This window comes from Azospirillum sp. UENF 211521 (genome assembly GCF_058780535.1).
This window is the reverse complement of record NZ_JBSNCF010000003.1, coordinates 621549-637220: the sequence shown is the minus strand read 5'-3', so window position 1 is coordinate 637220 and position 15672 is coordinate 621549. Positions and strand designations below refer to the sequence as shown.

17 protein-coding genes are annotated in these 15672 nt (G+C 70.7%); 13 read left to right on the top strand and 4 right to left on the bottom strand.

The annotated features are described in order from the left end of the window. The first annotated feature begins 35 nt into the window (after window positions 1–35). From ACWPN5_RS27605 to ACWPN5_RS27595, 3 genes are read left to right on the top strand one after another with little or no spacing between them, the layout of a single operon-like run. Complete coding sequence (locus tag ACWPN5_RS27605) at window positions 36–1073, top strand: ABC transporter substrate-binding protein (RefSeq protein ID WP_492298573.1); 1038 nt, start codon at window positions 36–38, stop codon at window positions 1071–1073. 1 nt (window position 1074) lies between these two features. Further along, window positions 1075–2079, top strand: a complete 1005-nt coding sequence (locus ACWPN5_RS27600) for an ABC transporter permease (RefSeq protein WP_492298572.1) — start codon at window positions 1075–1077, stop codon at window positions 2077–2079. Continuing rightward, window positions 2073–2855: an ABC transporter ATP-binding protein gene (locus tag ACWPN5_RS27595; protein WP_492298570.1), complete on the top strand. Its 783-nt coding sequence runs from the start codon at window positions 2073–2075 to the stop codon at window positions 2853–2855. Before ACWPN5_RS27600 ends, ACWPN5_RS27595 begins: the two co-directional genes overlap by 7 nt. Before the next feature lie 120 nt (window positions 2856–2975). Here ACWPN5_RS27595 and ACWPN5_RS27590 read toward each other — a convergent pair whose 3' ends face one another. Then, window positions 2976–3335 carry a hypothetical protein gene (locus ACWPN5_RS27590; RefSeq protein WP_145681994.1) on the bottom strand — a complete coding sequence of 120 codons (360 nt, stop codon included), beginning with the start codon at window positions 3333–3335 and terminating at the stop codon, window positions 2976–2978. Window positions 3336–3616: 281 nt separating this feature from the next. Between ACWPN5_RS27590 and ACWPN5_RS27585 the strand changes: the two genes are divergently transcribed. From ACWPN5_RS27585 to ACWPN5_RS27545, 9 genes are all read left to right on the top strand, one after another. Next, entirely contained in the window at window positions 3617–3940 is a 324-nt protein-coding gene (locus ACWPN5_RS27585) for an iron transporter (protein ID WP_492298569.1), read from the top strand. Then, a complete protein-coding gene (locus ACWPN5_RS27580) occupies window positions 3937–5556 on the top strand; it encodes a PepSY-associated TM helix domain-containing protein (protein ID WP_492298568.1) in 1620 nt (539 codons plus the stop codon). The genes ACWPN5_RS27585 and ACWPN5_RS27580 overlap by 4 nt, the downstream gene beginning before the upstream one ends. Further along, entirely contained in the window at window positions 5553–5879 is a 327-nt protein-coding gene (locus ACWPN5_RS27575; protein WP_492298566.1) for a DUF3325 domain-containing protein, read from the top strand. Before ACWPN5_RS27580 ends, ACWPN5_RS27575 begins: the two co-directional genes overlap by 4 nt. Window positions 5880–6032: 153 nt before the next feature. Beyond that, window positions 6033–6512 carry an HMA2 domain-containing protein gene (locus ACWPN5_RS27570; protein ID WP_492298564.1) on the top strand — a complete coding sequence of 160 codons (480 nt, stop codon included), beginning with the start codon at window positions 6033–6035 and terminating at the stop codon, window positions 6510–6512. A 34-nt stretch (window positions 6513–6546) separates the two neighbouring features. After that, on the top strand, window positions 6547–6888 hold the full coding sequence (locus ACWPN5_RS27565; protein ID WP_200476583.1) for a cation transporter: 342 nt from the start codon (window positions 6547–6549) through the stop codon (window positions 6886–6888). Next, complete coding sequence (locus tag ACWPN5_RS27560; RefSeq protein ID WP_492298562.1) at window positions 6885–7262, top strand: hypothetical protein; 378 nt, start codon at window positions 6885–6887, stop codon at window positions 7260–7262. Before ACWPN5_RS27565 ends, ACWPN5_RS27560 begins: the two co-directional genes overlap by 4 nt. Continuing rightward, window positions 7259–7603 carry a hypothetical protein gene (locus ACWPN5_RS27555; RefSeq protein WP_492298560.1) on the top strand — a complete coding sequence of 115 codons (345 nt, stop codon included), beginning with the start codon at window positions 7259–7261 and terminating at the stop codon, window positions 7601–7603. The genes ACWPN5_RS27560 and ACWPN5_RS27555 overlap by 4 nt, the downstream gene beginning before the upstream one ends. Beyond that, window positions 7596–7946, top strand: a complete 351-nt coding sequence (locus ACWPN5_RS27550; RefSeq protein WP_492298559.1) for a YtxH domain-containing protein — start codon at window positions 7596–7598, stop codon at window positions 7944–7946. Before ACWPN5_RS27555 ends, ACWPN5_RS27550 begins: the two co-directional genes overlap by 8 nt. Then, complete coding sequence (locus ACWPN5_RS27545) at window positions 7943–10051, top strand: heavy metal translocating P-type ATPase (protein ID WP_492298557.1); 2109 nt, start codon at window positions 7943–7945, stop codon at window positions 10049–10051. The genes ACWPN5_RS27550 and ACWPN5_RS27545 overlap by 4 nt, the downstream gene beginning before the upstream one ends. Window positions 10052–10105: 54 nt before the next feature. On the opposite strand, the gene ACWPN5_RS27540 is transcribed toward ACWPN5_RS27545, so the two are convergent. The 3 genes from ACWPN5_RS27540 to ACWPN5_RS27530 all read right to left on the bottom strand — a co-directional run bounded on the left by ACWPN5_RS27540 (window position 10106) and on the right by ACWPN5_RS27530 (window position 13795). After that, window positions 10106–11068: a DUF4862 family protein gene (locus ACWPN5_RS27540; protein ID WP_492298555.1), complete on the bottom strand. Its 963-nt coding sequence runs from the start codon at window positions 11066–11068 to the stop codon at window positions 10106–10108. 100 nt (window positions 11069–11168) lie between these two features. Continuing rightward, window positions 11169–12572, bottom strand: coding sequence for an MFS transporter (locus ACWPN5_RS27535; RefSeq protein ID WP_492298554.1), 1404 nt, complete (start codon window positions 12570–12572; stop codon window positions 11169–11171). A gap of 185 nt (window positions 12573–12757) precedes the next feature. Beyond that, the gene (locus tag ACWPN5_RS27530) at window positions 12758–13795 is read right to left on the bottom strand and encodes a 2-hydroxyacid dehydrogenase (RefSeq protein ID WP_492298553.1); all 1038 of its coding nucleotides are present in this window, start codon (window positions 13793–13795) and stop codon (window positions 12758–12760) included. A 753-nt stretch (window positions 13796–14548) separates the two neighbouring features. Between ACWPN5_RS27530 and ACWPN5_RS27525 the strand changes: the two genes are divergently transcribed. Continuing rightward, window positions 14549–15589 (top strand): L-idonate 5-dehydrogenase, encoded by a 1041-nt coding sequence (locus tag ACWPN5_RS27525; RefSeq protein ID WP_492298551.1) that lies wholly within the window; start codon window positions 14549–14551, stop codon window positions 15587–15589. Window positions 15590–15672 lie beyond the last annotated feature (83 nt).

The window sequence follows — 15672 nt, the reverse complement described above, 5'->3', positions numbered from 1 at the left end:
AGAAGTGAATACGCCTTGATCGAAGGACGACGACCATGAGCACGCATCGGAACGGTTCGGGAATTTCGACGCTGGCGGCCTCGCGGCGCGGGCTGCTGAAGCTGGCGGCGGCAAGCGCGGTGGCGCTGCCCTTCGCGGGCGTGGCGTCCCGGCTGGTCGCCGCCCCGACGCCGGCCGCGCTGAAGCCGCTGAAGCTCGCCTGGAACACCGGCGCGGTGTGCGGTGCTCCGGTCGCCGTGGCCAAGCACAACGGCTTTTTCGAGAAGCACGGGCTGGATGTGGAGTTCGTCAACTTCGCCGGCACGACGGAGCAGCTTCTGGAGGCGCTCGCCACCGGCAAGGCGGACATCGGCCACGGCATGGCGTTGCGCTGGCTGAAGCCGTTGGAGCAGGGCTTCGACGTGCGCATCATCGCGGGCGTGCACGGCGGCTGCATGCGCCTGCTGGCCGCCAAGAACGGCGGCATCACCAGCCTTGCCGGGCTGAAGGGCAAGACGGTGGCGATCAGCGACCTGTCCAGCCCGGCCAAGCACCTGTTCTCCATCCAGCTCGCCAAGCAGGGGATCGACCCGAACAAGGACGTGGAATGGCGCGTCTTCCCCGGCGACCTGCTGGCCATCGCGGTCGACAAGGGCGAGGCGCAGGCCGTCGCCCATTGGGACCCGGTGACCTACAACTTCCTGAAGTCCGGCACTCTGGTCGAGATTTCCACCAACCTGTCGGGCGAATTCGCCAACCGCGTCTGCTGCGTGCTCGGCGCGCGCGGCAGCCTGCTGCGCGAGGACAAGGCCGCCGCCGCCGCGGTGACCCGCGCCGTGTTCGAGGCGCAGCACTACGCCGCCGCCAACCCGGTGGAGGCCGCCAAGGTTTACCAGCAATATTCGCCCAAGAGCAGCATCGAGGACCTCGCCGCCCAGCTTTCCAGCCAGACGCACGACCACAACCCGGTGGGCGCCGACATCAAGCGCGAGATCGCGCTCTACGCGGAGGAACTGAAGAGCGTCCAGGTCTTCAAGCAAAGCACGGACACGGCAAAGTTCGCCGACCGCGTCTACGCCGACGTGCTGGGCTGAGATGAGCAGCCTCGATGACGCCGCGGTGCTGACGGGGGAGCGCAACCGTTCCCCCACGGCCCCGCGCCTCTGGCTGGGCGGGCTGGCGGCCAGCGCCGCCTGGCTGGCCGCCGCCGCTCTGACCGCCCTGTGGCCGGAAGGCGAGGAATGGGTGCGCACCGGCGAGTTCGCCAGCCTGCTCGCGGTCGTCGGCGGTGCGCTGGCCTTCGCCGTGCCGATGCTGCGCCTGTTCGGCGCGGCGGGGGAACGGCTGCGCGCCGCCGCCCCCTGGCTGGTCGTGCTGGCGCTCGGCGTGATCGGCTGGGAGCTGGTCACCGCCAAGCTCGACCTGCTGCCGCGCCCCTTCTTCGCGCCGCCGCAGGCGCTGCTGGAGGTGTATCTGGACGAGTGGCCCCGGCTGCTGGAATGCACCGTGGCGTCGCTGCAACTGCTGCTGCTCGGCTACGGGATCGGCGCCTTCGTCGGCTTCGTCACGGGGGTGTCCATCGGCTGGTCGCGGGCGGTGGGCTATTGGGTGCATCCGGTGCTGCGACTGATCGGGCCGCTGCCGGCCACGGCGTGGCTGCCCATCGCTTTCTTCGCCTTCCCGTCGAGCTGGAGCGCCAGCGTCTTCCTGATCGCGCTGGCGACCGGCGTGCCGGTGACCATCCTGACCTGGTCGGGCGTCGCCGGCGTCAACCCGGCCTATTACGACATCGCCCGCACGCTGGGCGCGTCCTCGCGCTTCCTGGTGCTGAAGGTGGCGGTGCCGGCGGCGATGCCCCACGTCTTCGTCGGCCTGTTCATGGGGCTCGGCGCCTCCTTCGCGGTGCTGGTGGTGGCGGAGATGATGGGGGTCAAGGCCGGGCTCGGCTGGTACCTGCAATGGGCGCAGGGCTGGGCGGCCTACGCCAACATGTACGCGGCGCTGCTGGTGATGGCGCTGGTGTGCTCCAGCCTCGTCACGCTGCTGTTCAAGGCGCGCGACCGGCTGCTCGCCTGGCAGAAGGGATTGCTGAAATGGTAGCGCTGGAACAGGAGTTGCCGGCCGGTCTGGAGCTTGAGGTCCAGGGCGTCAGCCACGCCTTCGACCTGCACGGTGCGCCGCTGCCCGTGCTGGATACGGTCGGCCTGCACGCCAAGCCGGGCGAGTTCGTGGCGCTGCTCGGCCCGTCGGGCTGCGGCAAGTCCACGCTGCTGCGGCTGGTCGCCGGGCTGGAGCCGCCGCGCTCGGGCCGGATTCTGGCCGACGGGCTGCCGATCACCGGGCCGCACCCGTCGCGGGTGGTGGTCTTCCAAGACCCGACGCTCTACCCCTGGCGCACCGTCTGGGACAATGTGGCGCTGGGGCTGGAGGCGCAGGGCGTGCTTCGCCAGCGGCGCAACCGCGTGGACGAGGCGCTGCGGCTGGTCGGGCTGGAGGGCTTCGCCAAGGCCTACCCGCACCAGCTCTCCGGCGGCATGGCGCAGCGCGCGGCGCTGGCCCGCGCGCTGGTCAACGACCCGCGCCTGCTGGTGCTGGACGAGCCGCTGGGCAAGCTGGACAGCCTGACCCGCATCCAGATGCAGGGCGAGATCGTCGCGCTGTGGCGGCGCGCCGGCTTCACCGCCCTGCTGGTGACCCACGACGTGGAGGAGGCGCTGTTGATGGCCACCCGCGTCATCGTGTTCAGCGAGCGCCCGGCCCGCATCAAGGCGGAGATCGCCGTCGACCGCCCCTATCCCCGCCACCGCGACGACCCGGTGCTGGTGGAGTTGCGCCACCGGGCGCTGGAACTGCTGGGCCTTGCCGGGAGCTGGTAGGTGGGAGGCGTGTTGCCCCCACCCTAACCCTCCCCCGCTGGGCGGGGGAGGGGACTAATCTCCCTCCCCTGCGTGAGCGGGGGAGGGCCGGGGTGGGGGCAACCTTGACGGAACTCGCGCTCAGGAGTGGCGGAGGAGCGTGCGCTCGACGGCGTTCGCCCCCCAGACCGACAGCGGGATCAGCACCGCCGCCGCGACCAGCAGACCGACCGTCAGGTTGCTGCCGAGAACCCAACTGGCGGCGCGATGGAACGTCTGCCAGGACGGGTCGGCGCGGCACGCCTCCACCCAGGCCAGATCGAGGCCCAGACGTTCCAGCCCATAGCCGACGTTGAACCAGGCCAGCGGCTCGCCATGGCGGGTCCAATGCGGCCATTGCGCCATGACGCTCCACAGCAGCAACGTGGACAGCGTGCCAATGGACAGGGTGGTCAGGCCGAAGCTCACGGCGGGGGCGATGCGGGACATCGGGGCGCGCATGGGTCGCTCATATAAAATCTACTTGCATAGTATAGTTTGCGGCTTTTCTATGCGACTCAAAACTGTTTTTTGCAGAATTCCACATATTTGGGGTCGGGCGTACCGTCAGCGCTCCTTTCTAGAGAATGCGAGTCATTCGCATTTCTATGGACGCTCCGCCGTGTTTCCGCGATGATGACCAGCGAGCGTGACGCGGGAGCCGGGTCGGTCCTCCCGCTTGCCGCCGGAGCAACCCCGGCGCCGCGCGGCGGACCGTCCTGAACGCTTGGGTGATTCCTTTGATGACCACTCTCCCTTCCCGGCTCAGGTTCGGGCCGGACGGGCTGCGCCGCCTGGACGTGGCGTCCCGCAGCCTTGCCGGGATCGTCGGCGGCTACGCGCTGGCGGCGGTGGCGGCGATGTTCCTGGCCCTGGCGCTTCCGATGCCGCGGGCGGAGGCGGTCTACACCGCCACCATGATGTCCTTCGCCATCCACGCCGGGGCCTTCGTCTGGGCCTTCTCCGTCGGGACGCGGCGGGTGTGGCCCGGCCTGCTGGCGCCGACGCTGCTGCTGGGCGGCGGAACCTGGCTGCTGCACGGCCTGCAATCGGGGGCGCCGTCATGAAGGACGGATTCCGTCAGTCCATGGCGTGGCTGCACAGCTGGTCGGGGCTTCTGCTCGGCTGGCTGCTGTTCGCCGTCTTCCTGACCGGCACCATCGCCTATTTCCGGCAGGAGGTGACGGTCTGGATGCAGCCGGAACTTCACGGTTCCATCCCCGATGCCGGGACCGCCGAGCGGGCGGTCGAGCGCATGAGCCAACTCGCTCCCGACGCGGCGCAGTGGACCATCGCGCTGCCCGGCGAGCGGTCGCCCGCGGTGTCGGTCTCCTGGCGCCCGGCGGACGCCAAGCCGAACGACCGCGCGGCGCTGAAGCGCGCCACGCTCGACGCCGGGACCGGCGCGGTGTTGGAGCCGCGCGAGACGGCGGGCGGCAACTTCCTCTACCGCTTCCATTTCGAGCTGTACGGGATGCCGCGCGAGATCGCCCGTTGGATCGTCGGCATCGCCACCATGGCGATGCTGGTCGCCATCGTCAGCGGCATCATCACCCACCGCCGTATCTTCAAGGACCTCTTCACCTTCCGGCCGGAGAAGTCGGCGCTGCGCTCCTGGATGGACGGGCATGTGGCGGCGGCGGTGCTGGCGCTGCCCTTCCACCTGATGATCACCTATTCCGGCCTGTTGCTGTTCATGACCATGCTGATGCCCTGGGCGGTCGATCTCGCCTATGACGGCAATCGGCAGGCCTATTTCGCCGAAAGCGGCTTCCGCCGCGCGCCGCCCCCGCCGCGTCCGGCGCCGCAGGCCGCCCCACTGACTCCGGTGGCGCCGCTGCTCGCCGAGGCGGACCGGCGCTGGGCAGACCGCGGCGGCGTGGGAAGCCTGACCGTCACCAACCCCGGTCGCGCCAACGCCACCATCGAGCTGCGGCCGGCGGAGTCCGACTCCATCGGGCGCGGCGCCGCGACGGAACGGCTGCTGTTCGACGGGGTGACCGGGCGGGCGCTGGAGGTCCCGGCAGCGGACCCGCAGCCGGCGGCCATGGCGACCGGCAATTACCTGATGGGGCTGCATCTGGCGCGCTTCGCCGGGCCGGGCATGCGCTGGCTGTTCTTCGTCTCCGGCGTCGCCGGGACGGTGATGGTGGGCAGCGGACTGATCCTCTGGGTGGTCAAGCGGCGGTCGCAGCGCGGCTGGGCGGACACTTGGGGGAACGGTCCCGAGCCGTTCGGGCACCGGCTGGCCGACCGGCTGAACATCGGCGTGGTGGCGGGCCTGCCGCTGGCCGTCGCCGCCTACTTCTGGGCCAACCGCCTGCTGCCGGCGGGGCTGGGGGAGCGCGCGGGCTGGGAGATCGGGGTGTTCTTCCTGGCTTGGGCCGCCGCCCTGCTGCACGCCCCCCTGCGCCCGTCGCGGCGCGGCTGGGCGGAGCAGCTGGGGGCCGGTGCGGCGCTGTTCGCCCTGCTGCCCGTGCTGAACCTCGCCACCGCCCCCGGCCATCTGGGCAACAGCCTGCCGGCGGGGAACTGGCTGCTGGCCGGCTTCGACCTGACGGCGCTGGCGGTCGGTCTGCTGCTGGGCTTGGCCGCGCGCAAGGTCGGGCGGAACGCCTTCGCCGGCAAGACGGTGCCTGCCCCCGTCCTGCCCGCCGGGGCGGTTGTCGAGGAACTGACATGATTCTGTCGTCGCTGTGCGTCGCCTACGCGGGGCTGCTCGCCCTGGCGCTCGCCATGGACCGCCATCACGAGCAGGTTTTCGCCCGCCGTCCCTCCGCACGGACCAGCCGCCTGCTGGGGTGGGCGGGATGGCTGGGGCTCGCGCTGTCGCTGCCGCCCACGGTGACGGCATGGGGGTGGGCGATTGGGATTCCGGCTTGGCTGGGGCTGCTGACGGTGGCCGCTGCGGCGCTGGTCCTGCTGCTGCCCCACGCGCCGCGGGCGGCGTTGCGGCTCGGTCCTGCGGCGCTGCTCTGCGCTCCGTTCCCTGCACTTCTTGGGTGAGGACGCGGTTTTTCCGCAACGCCGCCTTGCGTCTGGCGCCTGTGCATGAAGCCGAGGAAATGTTTCACCATTGTGAATTTATGGATATTCTGCGCAACCATGGAATGCCCCCGGCCGTGTGGGCGGACCGCGGCTGACGCAGGAGAACGGGCAATGACCGGACGGACCTCTCCCATCGCATCGGCGGTGCCCGGGCGCATCCGCGTCCGCCACCCGCTGCTGCGCCGGACGGACCGTTTCCAGGAGGCGCTGGGCCGCCTGGAGTCCCTGGATGCCGTCCGGGTGACCGAGAGCAACCCGGCGGTGGGCAGCGTCCTGCTGAGCTACGACCCTGCCGTGTTGACGCCGGATGACGCCCGGTCCCGGGTGGAGGAACTGCTGTCGGCAGTTCTGCACCCCGCTGAGGCCGTACCGCCGCCGGACGCCCCGGCCCCCGTCGCGGACAGCAAGCCGGCCGCTCCGGAGCTGAAATGGCGGATCAACCGCGCAGCCAAGATCGGGATGATGGGCAGCATGGCGGCGACCCTGGCGGCACTGGGGGTGGGCAAGCGCGTCCACGCCGGATTCGGCACGCTGTTCGTCGCCTTCATGCTCGTCCACATGACCGTGCAGCGCAAACGCCTCTTCCAATGACTGTCCGCCTCCAATGACCGATCGAAAACCGAGCATGCCCGATGAATTCCTGAGCCGGCTGGCCGCCGCCCTGACCATCGCGCACCACATTCCGGGCCGGGTGCGGCTGAAGCTCGACGGCGCTGCGGAGCGCGGTCTGGCGGCGCTGGCCGACGACGCCAGGGCGCTGCACCGGGCGCTCACCGGGGCGGAGGGCATCCGCTCCGTCGCGCTGAACCCGCTCGCCCGCTCCTGCACCATCGAATACGACCCCACGGTGATCCCGCCCTCGGCGTGGCCGGATCTGCTGCGCGGGGAAGCCAGCGCGGCGGCCGGGACGCTGCTGCGCATCGCCACCGCCGGCCTTGCGGGCGGTGCGCCGGAAAGGAGACCATGATGCTGCCGCTTCTGACATTCGCGTCCGGCGTGATCGCCGGGGCCATCGGCGTCCGGATGATGAAATCCGCCAAGGCCAAGGCCGATCCCAAGATCGCCGACCTCACGTCGGTCGATGTGAAGGCCGCCGCCCGCGAGGGCGCCGGCAAGGCCCAGACCGCGGTGCGCGAGGCCGCGGTCACCGGCCTGCTGGCCATCGAGCGGACCTCCGCCGGTCTGCGCTCCCGCCTCGCCACGCCGGTGGACGCGGCGGCGGCGCCGGTCGAGGAAGCCCCGGTGGATGCGGCGCCCGCCGAGGCGGAGCCCGCAAAGGACGATGTGGCGGAGCCGGCAAAGTCTGAGGCGCCGCCCTCCGCCGCACCGGGGGCCGCGTGAAGCGCGCGAAGTGGCGCGGCAAGGCGCCGGGCTCCGGCACGCTCGCCGCCGACTTCACGCGCGGCATGGTGGCGACCGGCCTGCTGACCGCCGTCCAGGACCGCTGGGTGTCGGGCGCCGAGCCCCCCGCGCCGCGCACCATCCTGCGCCACGGCCTGCAGGGCGGTGCGGCGCTGGCCGCGGCCAGCGTCGCCGCCGACGCCCTGCGCACCCGCGACTACGCGCGCCTCGCCCTGGCGGTCGCCGCCGGGGCGGCGGGCGTGGTCATGATCGAACATCTGCTGAATCCGGCGGACGAGTCGCCGCAAGAACGGCCGAAACACGAGGACCCCCATGGCTAAGAAGACCAAGAAGGCGTTGAAGAAGCTGAAGAAGCAGCAGCGCCAGTACAAAGCCGCCATGGCCGCCGGCGGTACGCCGATGGGCGCCAACGCGGCGCGGGGGCAGGGGCTTCTCGGCGGGCTGACCGGCCTGCTGCCGTCGCGCCGGTCCGAACAGTTCCTGGTCGGGCTGCTGGTCGGGGCGGCGGCGGCCTATGTGCTGTCCGACGAGGAACTGCGCGGCAAGATCGTGAAGTCCGGCCTGAAGCTGTACGGCAACCTCGCCGGCGGCCTTGCCGAGATGAAGGAGCAGATGGCCGACCTCCAGGCCGAGCTGGAGGCGGAACAGGCCGGAGCGTTATGAGCGGCCTGCCCTGGTTCCTGCGGCTGGAGCCGGTCCATCGGGTTCCGGGGCGCATCCGGCTGCGCTACGCCTGCCGTCCCGGCGCCCCCAACGACGCGGTGACCCTGCACCGGGTGGTGGAGGCGGTCGCCGGCGTGACGTCGGTTCGGGCCAGCCGCGCCGCGCGGTCGCTGGCCGTCCGCTACGATCCGGCGGTGACCGACGCCACGGCGCTGTGCCTCGCGCTGGCCGCCCTGCCGATTCCCGAACCGGCGCCGCCCGCCCCGGCGGCGGAGGGCGGGGACAATCACGGTGCGACGCTGGTCCGCAGCCTCGCCACGCTGGCCGGCGGCTTCCTGCTGCCCATGCCGTTGCGCCTGCCGCTGTCGCTGGCCGTCGCCCTGCCGATGCTGCGCGAAGGCATGGCGATCTACGGGCGGGAGGGCGTCAACTCGCACGTGCTGGAAGCGGCGGCGGTGGCGATCTCCCTGGCGCGGCGGGATTTCACCGCGGCCAACACCACCGTCTTCATGCTGGCGCTCGGCGAGTATATGGAGGACTCCATCGCCCGCCGGTCGGACGCGCTGCTGAAGCGGCTGCTGCGCCCGTCGAGCGATCAGGTGTGGCTGCTGCGCGACGGCGTGGAAATCCAGGTGCCCGCCGACACCGTCCTGGTCGGCGACAGCGTGGTCATCGGCGCCGGGACGGTGATCCCGGTGGACGGTACGGTGCTGAGCGGAGAGGCGACCGTCAACGAGGCCGCCATGACCGGCGAGAGCGCCCCGGTGGTCAAGCAGCGCGGCTCCACCGTCCTGTCCGGCACGCTGATGGAGGAGGGACGGCTGGTCGTCTACGCCGAGCATGTCGGCAGCCACACCGCCGCCGCCCGCATCGCCGATTACGTCGAACAGTCGCTGACCGCCAAGAGCGAAGCGCAGCTCGACGCGGCGCGGCTGGCCGACCGGCTGGTTCCCACGGTGCTGAAGCTGGCCGGCGGCTCCTTCCTGATGACCGGCGACTGGCGCAGCGCGGCGTCGGTGCTGCAGGCCGACTACTCCTGCGCGCTGAAGCTGGCGACCCCGGTGGCCTTCAAGTCGGCCATGTATGGCGCGGGGCAGGCGGGCATCCTGATCAAGGGCGCCAACGCCCTGGAACGGCTGGCCCAGGCCGACACGGTGATCTTCGACAAGACCGGCACGCTGACCACCGGCGACCTGCAGGTGACCGATTCCATCGCCTTCGACCCGACCTTCAGCCCCGACGACCTGATCTGCCTCGCCGCCTCGGTGGAGGAGCATTACTTCCACCCGCTGGCGATGGCCGTGGTCAACGCCGCCAAGGAGACGCACAACCGCCATTTCGACCACCAGGAGGTGAAGTTCATCGTCGCCCACGGGGTGGCCAGCGTCATCGACGGCAAGCGCATCGTCGTCGGGTCCCGCCATTTCATCGAGGACGACGAGGGCATCGACACCACGGCCCACCGCGAGGCCATCGACGCGCTGCACCGCGACGGCAAGACGCTGCTGTTCATCGGCTTCGGCGGGGTGCTGGTCGGCGTGCTGGCCTTGAAGGACAGCGTGCGCGCGGCCAGTGCCGCGACCATCGCGCGGTTGCGGCGGGCCGGGGTGAAGCGGGTGCTGATGCTGACCGGCGACCACCGCGACCGCGCCGCCGAGCTGGCCGCGGAGCTGCACCTCGACGGCTTCCACGCCGACCTGCTGCCCACCGACAAGGCCCGCATCATCGAGGATCTCAGCCGCGGCGGCGCGCGCATCGCTTTCGTCGGCGACGGCATCAACGACGCCCCGGCGCTGGCCGGCGCCCATGTCGGCATCGCCATGCAAAAGGGGGCCGACATCGCCCGCCTGACCGCCGACGTGGCGCTTCTGGAGGACCGGATCGAGCGGGTGGCCGACGCCAAGGAAACGGCGAACGCCGCCCTGGCGCTGATCGCCCGCAACTACCGCCTGACCGTCGGGCTGAACAGCGCGATCCTCGGCGCCGCCGCGCTGGGCCTGCTGTCCCCGGTGGGCACCGCCGTGCTGCACAACGGGACCACGATCGGGATATTGTTGAACGCCTTGCGCCGGGAGGCGGTCCCCGTTTCCCGGACCGTCGGATAAGCCTGGCTCGCCCGGGAAAACGGTGATGAGGCGGCGGCAGGCACCGGCAGACGGTCAGCGCGCCGAACGCGCCGCGTCGACCGCATCCAGCGTGCCGCGGATCAGGGCGATGCGGTCCGCCATGGCGGCCTGCCGGGGCCGAACGGCCACCTTGACGCCCTCATAGAGCAGATCGGGCCCGGCGGCTTCGAGCGTCGCCGCGACATGGCCCCGCTCCATCACGGACTCGGCGACCTGTTCGCGCAGCGGCGGATGCACGTCGCTCCAGGCCGGGCCATAGGAACCGTCATCGCCGGTCGCGCCGGAGAACATCACCCCACGCAGCAGCCCGGCCGAGCGCAGCTGGTGTGCGTGCCGCTCGGGGGCCGTCGCGTCCCGCTCCTCGATGGCGGAGCGTCCCCAGTTCACGGCCATGCCCAGGGGCGTCCTTGCCCCGGCGGCGGCGGCCGTCACCGCGGCGCTCTCAATGGCGAGGGGAAGCAGGCCCTTCTGCCAAGGCCCGGCCATGGGGCGGGCGTCGCAATGTTCGACGACGAGCGTCGTGTCGCCCCAGTCCCAGGAGGCGATCTCCCAAAGCGATGTTTCCAGCGCATGGCCCCCCTCTTCGGCCGCCGCCGGCGGAAGGGTCGGGAAGGCGTGGACCTCGACGGCCAGGATGCGCTGCCCGCGCGCCGCGAAGCCCGCGAGCGCCCGGTGGGCCGCGGCAACCAGTTCGATGGCGCGGGCACGCCCGGCCGGATCGGTGGACGCCAGCCCGACCCTTGGGTCCGCCGCCGCCGCGCTGGCGGCCGCACCGATCAGGGTCAGCACATGCCGCCCCTGCGCGCCACGGCTGTCGAACAGCGCGGCCAGAATCCGCTCATCCTCGTCCCAGCCGGGCGCCCCCCAGGAGATTTCCAGGCCGTCGACGCCGGGAAGGGACAGGACGCCCTCCAGATAGGGTTGGCGCTCCGCCGCGGTGTCCGGCTGGGCGGCGTAGGCCCCCACGATGCGAAACGGTTTGTGATGGGAATTCATGATGCTGCCTCTCCGCTTGGCTTGGACGCGCCGAAGGTCGGACGTTCGGGGCCGCTCCCCTGGTCGGAGGGGCGGCCCCGGTTCGTGGATTACGCCCCGGTCAGGCGCGGGATTCGGACGGCCGGGCCTCGCCCCACTCGGCGTCCGTCGGCGTGCTCAGGTCACGGTTGAGCGTCTCGGGCAGCGAATAGGTGACCAGGAAGGAGACCAGCATGGTGACGGCCATGTAGATCGCCACCGGGACCCAGGAGTTGGCGTACCAAGCCAGCAGCGCGGCGCTCAGCAGCGGGGCGATGCCGCCGCCGATGATGGACGAGAATTCGCGGCCCAGCGTCACCCCGGCGTAGCGGTAGCGGCTGCCGAAGATCTCGGGGAAGAAGCTCATGTGCACCCCGGTCACGCCCTGGGCTGCGACCATGTAGCCGAACACGATGATCGCGGTGATCAGGACCGGCGAACCGGTGTTGAGGCCGGGGAAGACCAGGAACGGCGTGACGGTGAGCAGGCCGGTCAGCACGAGGGTCATGCGGCGACGGCCGAAACGGTCGGACAGCATGCCGGTCAGGAAGGCGGCGAAGGACGCGGCGATGGCGGCGGCCAGCTGCACCGGCGGGATGAAGTGGGTGTCGACGCCCACCACGCTCACCAGATAGGTGATCATGAAGACCTGATAGATGTAGGACTGCGTCGACACGCCCCAGTTCATCAGGATCACCTTGACGACGTTCTTCTTGCCGTGCTTTGCGACGACCTTGAGCGGGGCCTGGTTCTTGACGTCCACCTTCTTCTTCAGCTCGATGAAGATCGGGCTCTCGGCGAGCTTCAGCCGGATGATGAAGGCGGCGATGGTGACGAGGATGCTGCTCCAGAAGATGGCGCGCCAGCCCCAGCTCATCAGCATGTCGGTGGGGAGTTGCTGGGCCCCGATCCAGGCGATGGCGCCCAGCGCCGTGCCGAAGGCCGCACCCACCATGATCAGCGACGAGAGCCGGCCGCGCTGGCCGAGGGGGGCCGTCTCGGTCAGCAGCGTGGCGCCGCCCGACTGCTCGGCGCCCGCGCCGAAGCCCTGCAGGAAGCGGCAGAGAACCAGCAGGAGCGGCGCCCAGATGCCCGCCGTCTCATAGGTCGGCAGGCAGCCGATGGCGAAGGTCGCCCCGCCCATCAGGAACAGCGTCGTGACCAGCACCCATTTGCGGCCGTACTTCTCGCCGTAATGCGCGAAGAAGAGCCCCCCGAGCGGCCGCGCCAGGAAGCCGATCGCGTAGGCGCCGAAGCTGGCGATGATCCCCGCCGCCGGCGAGATCGTCGGGAAGAACAGTTTGCTGAAGATCAGGGCGGACGCCGTGCCGTAGATCACGAAGTCGAAGTTTTCGAGCATCGTGCCGATCAGGCCGGCAAGGGCGGCCCGTCGGACGTTGGCGGCGTCGGCGGGGGCCGTGTCCTGTGTGGCTGTGTCCTGGGCGGCGGTGCCCGGTTGGGCGATGGTGCTGGATATCTCGGTCATAGGCTGCTTCCTTCACGAACCACCGGAAGGGTGGAGTGATGATGGCACGCGACGCGCGGCACGCGGTCGTGGGGCGCCCCACGGGGGGAACGGGTCCGGCCGTGCAGGGCGATGAAGGGGGGCGTCGCGGGCCGTCCCCGGTCCGCCGGAAAATCGGCGAACCGGTCCGGCCGGGACGGGCGGTCCTAGCGGGGGAAGACCACGTTGCGCAGCGGTTCGCCGGCGGCGAGGCGACCGATGTTCGCGGCGATGTCCCGCACCCGGCCTTCGAAGGTCTGGCGGGTGACGCCGGAGATGTGCGGCGTCATCAGGACGTTGTCGAGCGAGGCGAAGGGCAGCGGCGACGGCTGGGCGTGGGCGCCGCCGGCCGGGTACTGGTACCAGACGTCGATGACGGCGCCGCCGATGCGGCGCTCCTTGAGCGCCTCGTACAGCGCTTCGGGATCGACCAGCGGGCCGCGGCTGACGTTGACGAGCAGCGCGTCGGGCTTCATCGCGGCCAGCCGCGCGGCGTCGATCAGGTGGCGGGTGTCCGGCCGCAGCGGCAGGCACAGCACGACGACGTCGCTCTCGGCCAGCAGCCGGCCGAGCCCGTCGATGCCGGCCGCCCAGCGCAGCCCTTCCCGTTCCACATCGACCGGACGCGGCGTGACCGTGACGCCCGCCGCGCCGAACGCGCGCATGAGCTGCCAGGTGCGCGACCCGATGTGCCCGTAGCCGACGATTCCGACGGTGGCACCGGCCAGGGAGTTCAGCTGACAGCGCTGCGATTCATAGACCGACGAATCCCAATGACCGGTGCGCAGCGCGCGGTCCTGCTGCAGGAACTGGCGGCGCATGACGACGCTGGTCGCCGCCACATATTCGGCGATCGAGGATTCATGGCAGAAGGTGTTGGCGCAGACGGCGCCGTCGGGCAGGGCCCCGGTGTCGATGCCGTCATAGCCGGCGCCGCCGACATGGACGAGACGCAGGGAGTCGGCCGCGGCCCCCATCGCGGCGGTGAAGCGCGGGCCGACGAAGACGTCGGCGCCCGCCAGATCGGCCGCGACCGCCGCTTCGTCGAAGGCCGGATGCCAGGAGACGACGCTGTCCGCCGGAAGCTGCGCCTCCATCAGCGCGCGGTGAGGCACGAAGTTGGCGTCGGCGATGACGACGCGCAGTGGGTGTGGCGGTCGTGCGACGCCGTCGCGGTCGCCGGCCTGTGATGTCCCGTTGGGCATGGCGCAGATGACTCCCTCTAGAAATTTTTCACTCGGCATCGTTTGGTGACGGCGCAGCGCCGTCGGTGAAACCGATTGTCCGACCCGTTCCCCCGCCGCCCGGCCCTGACCGTTCCGCGTTCGGGAAGCCATGCGTCGCGGGGTCCGCCATTGCGGCCCCTGCGAGGCCTCCCAACTCCCGGCGGTTCCCGCAGGACCGCGATGCCGACGTTTCTGGGATATTGGTACACTGGTCTTCTGAATCATTGGATAGGACAGCGCGCCGTCGCCTGTCAACAGCATAACGCTGGGCATGCGAAATGTTGCGAGGTCGTGCGGCTAACGGTCGCAGCGTGTTCCAGCAGAAAGCGCTTTCCTTCGGCCCGCGCGCGTCTCGTCGGCGTGACGGACGGGTGGCCGGCGCCGGGCATCGCGCTCCGCCGGACTCGCGGGGGCATCGCCAAGACCACAGCAAGTCTCTGATGCAGCTTGATAAACGGATTGTCGGCTCGGAGTGGAGTGCGCTCTGCGCGGAGGGGCAATGCCCCACAAGCCTTGGGACGATGCGCGCGATCCTCACTCTTCGTGTTGACAAGCCGGTGCGTCGGTCGTAGCTATTGAACCAGTATACCAATTTGCAGTTTGGTTCTCTGGAACCACGGCAGCGGATTTTGCCGGGACCGGACGGGACCGGGGCCCACCGTTCCCCCTCGATCAACATCTCACGCGGTTCCAGGCGCGACGACGCGCCGGCCCCCCTTCAGGAGACATCAGATGCGCGGCTGTGTTCTGCACGGACAAAAGGATCTCCGCCTCGAAGCGCTGGACGAGCCGTCCCTGCGTCCCGGCGAGGTCCGGGTCAAGATTGCCGCAGGCGGGATCTGCGGGTCCGATCTGCACTACTTCTTCGAGGGGCGCGTCGGCGACTTCAACGTCCGGGAGCCGATGGTGCTGGGCCACGAGATCAGCGGCGACGTCGTCGAGGTCGGGCCGGAGGTCACCCGGACCAAGGTCGGCGACCGCGTCGCCGTCAACCCCGGCAAGCCCTGCCACACCTGCCCGCACTGTCTGGGCGGCCGGGAGAACCTGTGCGCCAACATGGTTTTCTTCGGCAGCGCCTCGCGGTTCCCCCACGTCCAGGGCGCTTTCCGCGAAACGCTGGTGGTCCGCGACTTCCAGTGCTTCCCGGTTCCGCAGGACACGCGCCACAGCAATCTGGTCTTTGCCGAGCCCTTCGCCGTCGCCCTGCACGCGGTGGCGCAGGCCGGCAGCCTGCTCGGCCGGCGCGTCCTGATCACCGGCGCCGGGCCGATCGGCTGCCTGATCGCGGTCGCCGCGCGGCGGGGGGGCGCCGCCCACGTCACCATCACCGACCTGTCCGACAACGCCCTGGAGATCGCCGCCAAGGTCGGCGCCCATGAGACGGTCAACGTCCTGTCCGACAACGAGACGCCCAGCCGCTGGCAGGCCGACCGCGGCTGCTTCGACGTGAGCTTCGAGGCGTCGGGCAGCGCCAGGGCGGTGGAGACCTGCGTCCTCAGCACGCGGCCCGGCGGCGTGGTCGTCCAGGTCGGCATGCTGGCGCCGGGCCTCACCCCGATCCCGCTCAATCGGCTGCTCGCCAAGGAGGTGACGCTGAAAAGCTCCTTCCGCTTCCACGAGGAGTTCGGCTGGGCCGTCGCCGCTCTGACCACCGGCGGCGTCGACCTGTCGCCGCTGGCCACCGCGCAGTTCCCGTTCGAATCCGCCGCCGAGGCGTTCGACGCGGCGCACGACCGCAGCCGGAACATGAAGGTGCAGATCATCTTCGGGTGATCCCCGGACCGAGCCCTTCCGACGGACCCGTCCCTCCGGCGGGTCCGCCATGGAACCGACCGCTTGCGGACGTCCGCAAGAGC

Coding starts and splice junctions, on each gene's coding strand:
- ACWPN5_RS27605 (WP_492298573.1), top strand. CDS start 36: ATGAGCACGCATCGGAACGGTTCGGGAATTTCGACGCTGGCGGCCTCG.
- ACWPN5_RS27600 (WP_492298572.1), top strand. CDS start 1,075: ATGAGCAGCCTCGATGACGCCGCGGTGCTGACGGGGGAGCGCAACCGT.
- ACWPN5_RS27595 (WP_492298570.1), top strand. CDS start 2,073: ATGGTAGCGCTGGAACAGGAGTTGCCGGCCGGTCTGGAGCTTGAGGTC.
- ACWPN5_RS27590 (WP_145681994.1), bottom strand. CDS start 3,335: ATGCGCGCCCCGATGTCCCGCATCGCCCCCGCCGTGAGCTTCGGCCTG.
- ACWPN5_RS27585 (WP_492298569.1), top strand. CDS start 3,617: ATGACCACTCTCCCTTCCCGGCTCAGGTTCGGGCCGGACGGGCTGCGC.
- ACWPN5_RS27580 (WP_492298568.1), top strand. CDS start 3,937: ATGAAGGACGGATTCCGTCAGTCCATGGCGTGGCTGCACAGCTGGTCG.
- ACWPN5_RS27575 (WP_492298566.1), top strand. CDS start 5,553: ATGATTCTGTCGTCGCTGTGCGTCGCCTACGCGGGGCTGCTCGCCCTG.
- ACWPN5_RS27570 (WP_492298564.1), top strand. CDS start 6,033: ATGACCGGACGGACCTCTCCCATCGCATCGGCGGTGCCCGGGCGCATC.
- ACWPN5_RS27565 (WP_200476583.1), top strand. CDS start 6,547: ATGCCCGATGAATTCCTGAGCCGGCTGGCCGCCGCCCTGACCATCGCG.
- ACWPN5_RS27560 (WP_492298562.1), top strand. CDS start 6,885: ATGATGCTGCCGCTTCTGACATTCGCGTCCGGCGTGATCGCCGGGGCC.
- ACWPN5_RS27550 (WP_492298559.1), top strand. CDS start 7,596: ATGGCTAAGAAGACCAAGAAGGCGTTGAAGAAGCTGAAGAAGCAGCAG.
- ACWPN5_RS27545 (WP_492298557.1), top strand. CDS start 7,943: ATGAGCGGCCTGCCCTGGTTCCTGCGGCTGGAGCCGGTCCATCGGGTT.
- ACWPN5_RS27540 (WP_492298555.1), bottom strand. CDS start 11,068: ATGAATTCCCATCACAAACCGTTTCGCATCGTGGGGGCCTACGCCGCC.
- ACWPN5_RS27535 (WP_492298554.1), bottom strand. CDS start 12,572: ATGACCGAGATATCCAGCACCATCGCCCAACCGGGCACCGCCGCCCAG.
- ACWPN5_RS27530 (WP_492298553.1), bottom strand. CDS start 13,795: ATGCCCAACGGGACATCACAGGCCGGCGACCGCGACGGCGTCGCACGA.
- ACWPN5_RS27525 (WP_492298551.1), top strand. CDS start 14,549: ATGCGCGGCTGTGTTCTGCACGGACAAAAGGATCTCCGCCTCGAAGCG.